The sequence below is a fragment of the Microcoleus sp. S28C3 genome (assembly GCF_036700785.1).
Lineage (GTDB): Bacteria > Cyanobacteriota > Cyanobacteriia > Cyanobacteriales > Microcoleaceae > Microcoleus > Microcoleus asticus.
On the sequence record NZ_JAUBPO010000172.1, the window covers coordinates 1 to 9600 of the forward strand.

Sequence of the window (9600 nt, forward strand, 5' to 3'; positions counted from 1 at the left end):
GAATATTTGCCAAAATGGAATTACCGTGCTGTTCCGACAATTGAGTAGATAGTGAAGTTATTAAATTTTCATTCCTATTGTAATTAAGGAAAATCTAATTTGCGCGATCGCTCAATTGCAGATTGAGCTTTTGTTGATAGCGACAGGTTTCAAGCTGCCGCTAAAATCAGTATCTGACGTGATGCAGGATTAATTATTAATTGGCGAATCCAAAATTCACCAACTCCAAACTTAAAACTACTTTAAGCTTGAGTATTTTTAATTAAAGCCAATTCAATTTTGTCATCCGCATTTTGACTCACTTGTGCGCGCAAACCTGGCCCAAAAAAAGTAGCTATTTTGTCTTGCTTTTCTTCCCAGAGGTCGATCGGCATTAACGGCGAATAAAACTCTAAAATTAACCCATAAGCACCATCCACATCAACTTCCCGCAACCCTTGCAGGAGGGGCCGTTCCTCGTCTGTTGGGGCCAAGCCCAGACGCTCCAAAGCATCATCTAAGTGCGCGGGTTGGCCGTAGCGAAATCGGGTGATATCTTTGCGGACTTGGTTTTGAGTATCTGTGGCCTGACTTTCTCGCAGGAGAAGAACTTCGGGAGAAGTCGGTTCAGTGAACTCCACCGGTTCGAGTTCGGCGGCTTTCAGCGCCAAACCTCCCAGCAACAGTGGAATGCCATAAAAAAAACCGGCTAGGTTCAGGGTAGGTTGGTCTGTGAAGTAGGCTGTGAACCCGACTGCTGCTATAATACCGCCCACAACTAAGGCTAGGTTTGCTAAAGAAATTTTACGTAACATATTAGTGAGGTAGTTAGCTGGAATCAACAATATACTTTAATTATTATCTGTCAAAAAGTCTTGAATAAATTTAGTTTTTTTGCCAAAAGACCTGCAAAAACTGCTAGCATCTATGAGCGCGGGAACGGTGTGCATCCACAGTCTTGTCTCTAGCTTCAGAAGCTTATCCAGCCGGACTCGCCCCGGCGCGCCATCGGTAAATATCCGTGTTAATTGCGCGGCGTTGGTTTTAGAAGGCAATCGAGATCGGCAGTATCATCAAAGTATACAGAGTGGCGATCGCGATCGACACTCTTGCCCTTTCAACCATTTTTCGGACATGATTAAAGACGAAGACAAACAAACTGCTGGAGCAAACAAGTCGGTTCTGGAGCAGATTAACTCGCTCAAACGCGAAGATGAAAGGCTTTATAATATCTTAGCGATCGATGTCTGGGCCCTAGCCAAGACAATGGATGAATATCAACCGGGATTTTGGGCTGCTTTTATGAAAAACCGGGAGAAGGCCTTGAAACGATTTTTAGCTGGAATGATGAAAAATAAACCCGCAGATACCAAACGTCCGCCTTTTTTGCGCTAAAATTTGGTTGAAGTTTGGCTGAGGTTTTGATGTACAATCAAACTATAACACAGACTCAAAAACCCAGAGCAGGTTCATCACTTTCCATATAAAAACAGTGAAGGATTTGCCCAAAAAGGTAGGTCGGTGAATTAAGAATCTCCGTCTGTTCGCAGAGGGGAATCTCAAATATTTTTGTTAATAGTAGCAAAGGCAAAAAACCATGGATGCACAAACAATCAAAGAGCGCGTAGCAGAGATCGAGAGCAAGCGGGAATCCCTCGTGCGGCTGTTAGATCGATCGGACTTGGGAGCCCTGAGAATAGATGTGAGTCAGGCGATCGAAGAAATTGACGATCTCTTAGAAGAATTCAAGCGGACTTTTAACAGTTAAGCAGTCAGTGGTCAGTAGTCAGTAGTCATTAGTCAGTAGTTATTAGTTATTAGTCAGTAGTCAGCAGTCATTAGTTGTTAGCTAAGCTGTCGCTCATTTAATTTGGATAGTTATGTTACTAAAAATCTTGTGGGGTAGACCGGAGAGCCCGCCCTCACAGTGAAAATTAAATGCAGTACAGCTTAATAGCTAACAAGAACCGACAACTGCTCACTGCAAATTTGACTGATGACTAATGACTACTGACTAATTCATCACCATATCCATCAAAATTTGCTGAGAGCTCACTTCCGGGCAATTAGCAGGCGGCCGCCGCTGAGAGTAGTGTCCTCCCGGCTGCAAATCCCAAGCTTGGCGGTTGTCAGCCAGCATTACCCCCAAAATTTCTTGCAATTCCTTGGCAATTGTCGGGTCTTCTACCTGAACTATCGCCTCAACCCTTCTTGTGAGATTGCGCTGCATCCAGTCAGCAGAACCAATATATACCTCTTCGTCGCCACCGTTGAAAAAATAAAACATCCGAGAATGCTCTAAGAAGCGGCCGATAATACTGATAACTCGGATATTTTCGCTAACACCTTCAACGCCGGGACGCAAACAGCAAATCCCCCGAATAATCAAATCAATTTTAACTCCCGCTTGCGAAGCTTCGTACAAAGCAACAATGATTTGAGGGTCAACTAAAGCGTTCATTTTAGCGACAATGCGGCCGCAGCTACCGTTGCCGCCTTCGGCCTGCAAGCGGCAGAATTCGACCTCGCGCCGAATTAAAGCTAAAAATCGATCGCGCATATTGACCGGTGCCACCAACAATTTGCGATAAGATACCTGCCGCGAATAACCAGTCAAATAATTAAACAAATCCGTCAAATCAGATCCCAAATCCTCGCGACAACTCAACAAACCCACATCGGTATACAGTCCGGCTGTTTTGGGATTGTAATTGCCGGTGCCGATGTGGACGTAGCGACGGATGTACCCATCCTCGCGACGCACTACCATCACAATTTTGGTGTGGGTTTTGAGTCCCACCAAACCGTAAACTACGTGGACTCCAGCTTGTTCTAACTTGCGAGCCCAAAGAATATTATTTTCTTCGTCAAACCTAGCTTTGAGCTCTACTAAAACGGCTACCTGCTTGCCGTTTTCCGCTGCTTGAATTAAAGCGCTGACGATCGGCGAATCTCCAGAAGTGCGGTATAAAGTCATCTTAATCGCTAACACGGAGCGATCGTGCGCCGCCTCAGTAATAAACCGCTGCACCGTCGCCGCAAACGAGTGATAAGGATGGTGCAGCATCAAATCCCCCTGGCGGATGGCGGTGAAAATATCCTGACCATCCTCAGCATCCAACATTGATTTCTCTAAAATCCTTGCCGATTCCAAGTTCCGCAAGCGCGGTGGCACAACCGGAGTCCAAGGCGGGTCTTTCAGTTCCGGCACCGGCAGCCCCACAAAAGACATCAAATCCTTGAGGCCTAGCAGCCCCTCTACGACGTAAACATCTTGCTCGCCGAGATCCAGCTCCTCCATCAGCATATCTCGCAGCGCAGGCGGCATAATCGCTTGAATTTCCATGCGCACCGCAGAACCTCCAAACCGGCGCTTGCGGAGTTCCTGTTCTATTGCCAGCAGCAAATCCTCCGCCTCATCTTCCTCCACCGTCAAATCGGAATTGCGAGTAATGCGGAACGGGTGATATTCCTCTACGTCCATCCCCGGAAACAAAGCTTCTAAATTGTGGGCAATCACCTGTTCTAGGGGCACCCCAGTCCAAACCGGAGATTTGCCCCTCTGCTGCCACTGCAAATCCCCCGGCAGCGGCAAAAACCTCGGCAAAACCTGCGGTACTTTGACGCGGGCAAACAATTCTTCGCGCGTGTCCGGGTCTCTGACTACTACTGCTAAATTGAGGCTGAGATTGGAAAGGTAGGGGAAGGGGTGGCTGGGGTCAACTGCTAGGGGAGTGAGTACGGGAAATACTTGTTCTTTGAAGTAGCGGTGCAAATAATTGCGCTGTTCTTGATTGAGGTCAATGTAGTCGAGAATGTAGATTTCGCTTGCTGCTAGTTTCGGCCGCAGGGTTTGCTCAAAATAGGCGTGTTGCTGAGAAACCATCGGCAAAAGCCGCTTGTTAAGGGCATCTAGCTGTTGTTGAGGCGTGCTGCCGTCGGAGGTCAATTTGCTGACTTTTGCGTGTACTTGCTGTTTGAGGGCGCCTACGCGCACCATAAAATATTCGTCTAGGTTGGAGCTAAAAATAGCGAGAAATTTGAGTCTTTCTAGGAGGGGCGTGCGGGGGTCGAGGGCTTCGTGGAGCACGCGGTTGTTGAATTCTAGCCAGCTTTGTTCTCGGTTGAAGTAATATTGAGGGTCGCTGAGGTTGATTTCAGTGTAGGTTTTGGCGGGGGTCTTTTTTGGCTTGGGCATGGTTTGGGGGAGTCTTTCGGAGGCTCGGTGATGGCATCTCTAAAAATAGTATTGTAGGTTAAAGGATTTGTTCGCATCTGCTTTTGGTCGATCGCTAAAACATTGAATTTAGGCAAAAAGTTCAACTATTTTTCTAGGATTACCACGAAATCCTCAATCATCACATCAAAGGTGCGAGCCAACTTGTGAACTGCGGCAAAGTCAACCATTGCCATCCCCTGAGAACGGGCATAATTGCTAATGGTACTGTAGCCCACGCCCGATCGCTCCGCAACCTCCTTGAGCGTCCATCCCTTCTCGGCAGCCAACTCTCGAACCCGCAATCTGACTAAGCCTTTGCTCATATTCACTATTTACAAAATTTTGGATTTAGTATAATATATCAAAAAGCGATCGCCCCCGGTCTGCAAACTAAAGACGATCGCCAGTTAAAATTAATCCCGACAGATAATTTCTGTCGATCGCACTTAGCAGAGATAGATTTAGCTACCACCACCAGATGCAACTACAATGATATCAGAAAATCAGTTAAGAGCGTCAGCGATCGGCGCATCAAAAATTATTCACAAATCGTCGATCGTCAATCCGCGATCGAGATTTGTCACCGAAGAAACAGTGGCGCTCCTGTTCAACATATCACCCGAACAGATATACCGGATCGAATGCTGCCACAACGTGGTGTACGTTCATGCCAAAGGCCTCAGTCGATTTGTCAGCTACGCCGATTTTCCGCCAATCTTAGAAGTTAAACCGCCCTGTGCTCAAGATTTTGTCGCGTGGTACAAACGCTGGAAACGGACACAAGCACCAGAATTTTGGACTAAATTCTATACGTACAACTTCAAAACTGCTGTTTCAGTTGACAGCTTGCTTGAGTGGGGTAAATTAGTCGCTACAGTTAAATCGGTAATTTCTGCCTCAGCGCTGCAACAGCTACGAGATGTTTACGCTCAAGAAAAAACATTGATGGAAAATTTTTAAAGCACGCGGGGCGACTCAACCCGCAATTGTTGGTAGCCAGCAAATGTAAGGTGTTTTTCGGCGCATCCTACGGCGTAGAAATGCTCGTTTGTAAGGTGCGCTTCGGCGCACCCTACGGGATAGAGGTTTCGATCAAAACTCTTCTTTACCTTCCAATTCCCACATATTGGAAACCAGCCACTTCTAAAGCCTTCTTATCTAAGAAATTGCGGCCGTCAATCATCACCGGATGATTCATCAACTTCGCCATTTTATCGTAATCTAAATTGCGAAACTGTTCCCAGTCTGTCACCAACACCAAAGCATCGCAACCGTCGGCCAACCTTTCCGGGTCAGTTTCTACCAAAACTCCCGACAAACCGTGACGCATCCCAGTTTGAGAAACAATCGGATCGTAAGCTTTAACTTTCGCTCCCAATCGGTTCAAACTCTCGATTAAATTCAGCGAAGGAGCATCCCGCAAATCGTCAGTATCCGGCTTGAAAGTCAAACCTAAAAGTCCGACTGTTTTACCTTTGAGAATCTTTAAAACGTGCTGCAACTTTTCAATAGCAATCAACCGCTGGCGTTCGTTTACTTCCACTGCCGCTTTCAGCAAATGCGCCTCGTAACCGTAATCCTCAGCAGTGTGAACTAAAGCTGAGACATCTTTCGGGAAACAAGAACCGCCCCAACCAATGCCAGCTTGCAGAAACTTGCCACCAATCCGCGAATCTAAACCGATACCTTTCGCTATTTGGGTAATATCTGCACCGACGCGATCGCAAATATTAGCAACTTCATTAATAAAGCTAATCTTCGTAGCCAAAAAAGCATTAGCTGCGTACTTAATCATCTCCGCTGAACTGATATCAGTCATCACCACAGGAACCTCCGGCAAAGACGGATTTTCTGCAAACTTGCGATCGACAATCGGCCGGTATAACTGTAGCATCATATCCATAGCCCGCCGAGAGTTGCTGCCGAGAACAATGCGATCGGGATTAAAAGTATCGAAAACAGCACAGCCCTCCCGCAAAAACTCCGGGTTGCTAACCACATCAAATACCACACCTTTTTTTGCTGCTACTTCCTCACCCGTAGCCGCCGCATCATTGGTTTGAGCTTTTTGACGTTCCGCCAAACCGTCGAGGACAATCCTCCGCACCCAGTCCCCGGAACCGATCGGCACCGTAGATTTATTGACAATGACTTTGTAATCGCCGTCGAGGTGAGCTCCAATTCCACGAGCAACCGCTTCCACGTAGCGAGTATCGCTTTCCCCAGTAGGCAAAGGAGGCGTCCCCACGGCAATAAACAAAATATCCCCGTGAGAGACTCCTGCTGCTAAATCCGAAGTAAATTCTAGATTGCCCGCCGCAGATGCAGAGGACATTAATTCAGACAGTCCGGGTTCAAAAATAGGCGACTGTCCAGACTTCATTAATTTAACTTTTTCTTCGTTGTTGTCTACGCAAATCACGTGGTGGCCGATGTGAGCCAAACAAGTGCCGGTGACTAAGCCAACATATCCTGTACCGATGACACAAACTTGCATAGAAATCTCCTCAAAGCTAGTAAATAAATCAGGTAGGAATTGGGAATCGGGAATTCGGAATCGGGAGTTGGGAATCGGGAATTGGGAATAAGGAAGATTTTTTCCCTCCCCCTCTCCCAGTCTCTCCCTCTCGCAGTCTCTACTTTTGGTTTCCCTCAATGCGATCGCGAAAATCTTTCACAGTCAACTCTAAACCTTTATCCAGCGGCACAGTTGGCTCCCACCCCAACCAAGTTTTAGCACGAGTAATATCGGGTTGTCGCTGTTTTGGATCGTCTTCCGGCAGCGGTTTAAAGATAATTTCTGCCCCTGGATTAATCATATTTTGAATTTTTTCTGCAAGTTCCAAAATAGTGTATTCGCCGGGATTCCCCAAATTCATCGGCCCGATTTGGTCGCTATTCATCAAACGAATAAATCCTTCCACCAAATCAGAAACGTAGCAGAAACTCCTGGTTTGGGAACCGTCGCCGTATACAGTCAGCGGTTGATTCCGCAAAGCTTGAGCAATAAAATTGCTCACTACTCTGCCGTCATTTTCCAACATCCGGGGGCCGTAGGTATTGAAGATTCGTACAACTCGAATGTCTACCCCATTTTGACGGTGGTAATCAAAAGATAAGGTTTCAGCTACTCGCTTCCCTTCGTCGTAACACGATCTGATCCCGATACAATTAACGTTGCCGCGATAATCTTCTGTTTGTGGATGTACGTCAGGATCTCCGTACACTTCGGAAGTGGAAGCGAGAAAAAATCTTGCTTTTACCCGTTTGGCCAATCCCAACATATTCATCGTGCCGATGACGTTTGTTTTAATTGTCTTGACAGGGTTGTACTGATAGTGTATTGGCGAAGCCGGGCAAGCCAGATGGTAAATCTGATCTACTTCTAACCGAATCGGTTCCGTGATGTCGTGGCGGATCAGCTCAAAGTATGGGTTATCCAGCCATTTGAGGATATTGCGTTTAGTACCGGTGTAAAAATTATCCAGGCAGACTACCTCATGTCCTTGGGCCATTAAGCGATCGATTAGGTGGGAACCGAGAAAACCCGCACCGCCTGTGACTAAAATTCTCATTGTGGAAACTGCCGTTCTGTTTAGGGGTAGGACTGGAGTACAAAAATTCAGTCGCTCGAATGAAACTTTCTAATACAATAACAAAATTGCGATCGACAATGTAAAGACTTATGCGTCACCTTCATAAAATCTTTAATTAACTTAGCATTTTCAAATACTTTGAACAAAGTGCTATAATTCGCAAATCTTAGCTAGCAATTTTTATTTAACCTTCAATGTTATTTCCGAAAAAATACTGTTGACAATAATTTTGTTATTTGTTATTGGTTATTGGTTTTTTGATGACTTCGGTTTGACGTTGGGCGATGCCCTACGGGATAGCTGCGCTTCACGGGCTTATTTGAAAAAACCAGGGTGGATTTATCGGAAAAGCAATATGAGAGAATTTATCTCGATTTTGGGAATAGAAAGTCCGCTACTTTAAACCCAGGGTTGCACCCGTTCAATTGCCATTTCTGGAGATTGCAGCCAGAAGTAAATTAGGTTGATTGTGTAGCCTTTAGTTTTACAGTTTCTCAATAATCGAGCAAAGTTATGAGGTAAGGATTCAGGTCTGAAAGAAGGGAATGAGCTCAGGCATAGGAAAGGCACAAGAATGGGCCTCTAGAGCCTCACGGAAAAAAGCCATTACTCAACGAGCTTGAAAACGACAGGTTTGAATCACACTCAATAGATCAGCAGTTTCCTCAAATCGCTTCATCGAACGAGAGCCACCAGAAACTTTCCGTTTCGTGACAGCTAGCCGTAGAGAACGTTCTGCTAAATTATTATCAGGAGGCACCGAGGGGTCATCCAGAAAATACCACCACTGTTTTGCTTTATCTCGTAAGGATTTGAGCAACAAACCTGCGGCATAACCAACTTGGTTCAACCAAGTGGCAAGGGCTTTATTCAATCGTATTTTGAAATCCTCAGCCCAGGAGTCGTAGGTAAGTTGCTCCTTCGTCTTTTGCCAGGACTCGTGGGCGATAAAAGCTTCATCAATTAATGACAGAAATAGTTGAGCGACTGCTGCATTATTGTTGCCAGGAAGTTCCAGCACTTTCTTGAAATGCCGCCGTAAATGGGCCAGACACTTCTTTTGGGCTGCGAGGTTCCCGCCATTATAAACGCTGAAATCATCTGAGCTTAAGACTCCAGCAAATTCTTTGCCCAGCATGGTTTCCAATTCCACCCGCCCCCTGGTATCTGCAGCATGAAATAAACAGAATCCTTTTCCACTCGCCGTCCATAACCATTCTTTAACCCCCATGACACACCGGGGGTGTTTCATGTACATGAACATTTATAGTCATTTCAAATAAATGTGAGACAGAGGTAAGATCATGATAAAATCGATAAAAATAGTTAATTACAAAAAAATGACTTACAGTCTAGACCTAAGACAAAAAGTAGTCAATTATGTGGAAAATGGAGGGAGTATAACGAAAGCGGCCGCCATATTTAAGGTAGGAAGAGCAACAATTTATAGATGGTTAGGTAGGGAAGACCTTCGACCAACTCAGGTCAACCACCGTCAACGAAAGCTAGATTGGGAAGCCCTCAAAAAAGATGTTGAAAAAAATCCGCTCAGCAAGATTAGTAGAAAGAGCAAGAACTTTCAGGCGTCAGACCGAGTGCCATATGCTATGCCTTAAAAAAACTGAAAATTACAAAAAAAAAACAACTTCGCTATCAAGAAATAAATAGAGAAGAAAGAATGAAATACTACATATAGCCTTTCTCGAAAAGATGAGGTATCATGTTACTGACACTCACTCATGAGGGTCAAACAGAGAAGACACGATCGAATGAACTATAATTAAATGGTTCAGTAAAGCCACGCGA

Annotated in this window: 8 protein-coding genes and 2 pseudogenes; 4 read left to right on the top strand and 6 right to left on the bottom strand. The window is 45.4% G+C overall.

Translation table 11 applies throughout. The features are described from left to right. Positions 1 to 242: 242 nt before the first annotated feature. The gene (locus QUA13_RS30155) at positions 243 to 794 is read right to left on the bottom strand and encodes a DUF2854 domain-containing protein (RefSeq protein ID WP_333204485.1); all 552 of its coding nucleotides are present in this window, start codon (positions 792 to 794) and stop codon (positions 243 to 245) included. 79 nt (positions 795 to 873) lie between these two features. Here QUA13_RS30155 and QUA13_RS30160 point away from each other — a divergent pair, with 79 nt between their 5' ends. Both QUA13_RS30160 and QUA13_RS30165 read left to right on the top strand, forming a co-directional pair. Further along, positions 874 to 1374, top strand: coding sequence for a hypothetical protein (locus tag QUA13_RS30160; protein WP_333188739.1), 501 nt, complete (start codon positions 874 to 876; stop codon positions 1372 to 1374). A 202-nt stretch (positions 1375 to 1576) separates the two neighbouring features. Then, positions 1577 to 1747: a hypothetical protein gene (locus tag QUA13_RS30165; RefSeq protein WP_015176488.1), complete on the top strand. Its 171-nt coding sequence runs from the start codon at positions 1577 to 1579 to the stop codon at positions 1745 to 1747. Positions 1748 to 1993: 246 nt separating this feature from the next. Here the strand turns inward: QUA13_RS30165 and ppk1 are convergent, their stop codons facing one another. After that, positions 1994 to 4177: a polyphosphate kinase 1 gene (gene ppk1, locus QUA13_RS30170; RefSeq protein ID WP_333204487.1), complete on the bottom strand. Its 2184-nt coding sequence runs from the start codon at positions 4175 to 4177 to the stop codon at positions 1994 to 1996. 125 nt (positions 4178 to 4302) lie between these two features. Beyond that, complete coding sequence (locus tag QUA13_RS30175; RefSeq protein WP_006632503.1) at positions 4303 to 4521, bottom strand: helix-turn-helix domain-containing protein; 219 nt, start codon at positions 4519 to 4521, stop codon at positions 4303 to 4305. Between the two features lie 166 nt (positions 4522 to 4687). On the opposite strand from QUA13_RS30175, the gene QUA13_RS30180 reads away from it, so the two are divergent. Further along, positions 4688 to 5158 carry a hypothetical protein gene (locus QUA13_RS30180; protein ID WP_172189979.1) on the top strand — a complete coding sequence of 157 codons (471 nt, stop codon included), beginning with the start codon at positions 4688 to 4690 and terminating at the stop codon, positions 5156 to 5158. Positions 5159 to 5303: 145 nt separating this feature from the next. Here the strand turns inward: QUA13_RS30180 and QUA13_RS30185 are convergent, their stop codons facing one another. The 3 genes and pseudogenes from QUA13_RS30185 to QUA13_RS30195 form a co-directional block, all read right to left on the bottom strand. After that, complete coding sequence (locus tag QUA13_RS30185; protein WP_333204489.1) at positions 5304 to 6695, bottom strand: UDP-glucose/GDP-mannose dehydrogenase family protein; 1392 nt, start codon at positions 6693 to 6695, stop codon at positions 5304 to 5306. A 139-nt stretch (positions 6696 to 6834) separates the two neighbouring features. Further along, the gene (locus tag QUA13_RS30190) at positions 6835 to 7773 is read right to left on the bottom strand and encodes a UDP-glucuronic acid decarboxylase family protein (RefSeq protein WP_172189985.1); all 939 of its coding nucleotides are present in this window, start codon (positions 7771 to 7773) and stop codon (positions 6835 to 6837) included. 547 nt (positions 7774 to 8320) lie between these two features. Next, positions 8321 to 9059: pseudogene (locus tag QUA13_RS30195) on the bottom strand (IS66 family transposase); the annotation flags it as partial. Between the two features lie 75 nt (positions 9060 to 9134). On the opposite strand from QUA13_RS30195, the pseudogene QUA13_RS30200 reads away from it, so the two are divergent. Then, positions 9135 to 9484 (top strand): annotated as a pseudogene (locus tag QUA13_RS30200) (IS630 transposase-related protein); the annotation flags it as partial. Between the last annotated feature and the right edge of the window lie 116 nt (positions 9485 to 9600).

What these genes read in the sequence shown, in the direction of transcription:
- QUA13_RS30190 (WP_172189985.1), bottom strand. Translation starts at nt 7,773, where the DNA reads ATGAGAATTTTAGTCACAGGCGGTGCGGGTTTTCTCGGTTCCCACCTA.
- QUA13_RS30185 (WP_333204489.1), bottom strand. Translation starts at nt 6,695, where the DNA reads ATGCAAGTTTGTGTCATCGGTACAGGATATGTTGGCTTAGTCACCGGC.
- ppk1 (WP_333204487.1), bottom strand. Translation starts at nt 4,177, where the DNA reads ATGCCCAAGCCAAAAAAGACCCCCGCCAAAACCTACACTGAAATCAAC.
- QUA13_RS30155 (WP_333204485.1), bottom strand. Translation starts at nt 794, where the DNA reads ATGTTACGTAAAATTTCTTTAGCAAACCTAGCCTTAGTTGTGGGCGGT.
- QUA13_RS30175 (WP_006632503.1), bottom strand. Translation starts at nt 4,521, where the DNA reads ATGAGCAAAGGCTTAGTCAGATTGCGGGTTCGAGAGTTGGCTGCCGAG.
- QUA13_RS30180 (WP_172189979.1), top strand. Translation starts at nt 4,688, where the DNA reads ATGATATCAGAAAATCAGTTAAGAGCGTCAGCGATCGGCGCATCAAAA.
- QUA13_RS30165 (WP_015176488.1), top strand. Translation starts at nt 1,577, where the DNA reads ATGGATGCACAAACAATCAAAGAGCGCGTAGCAGAGATCGAGAGCAAG.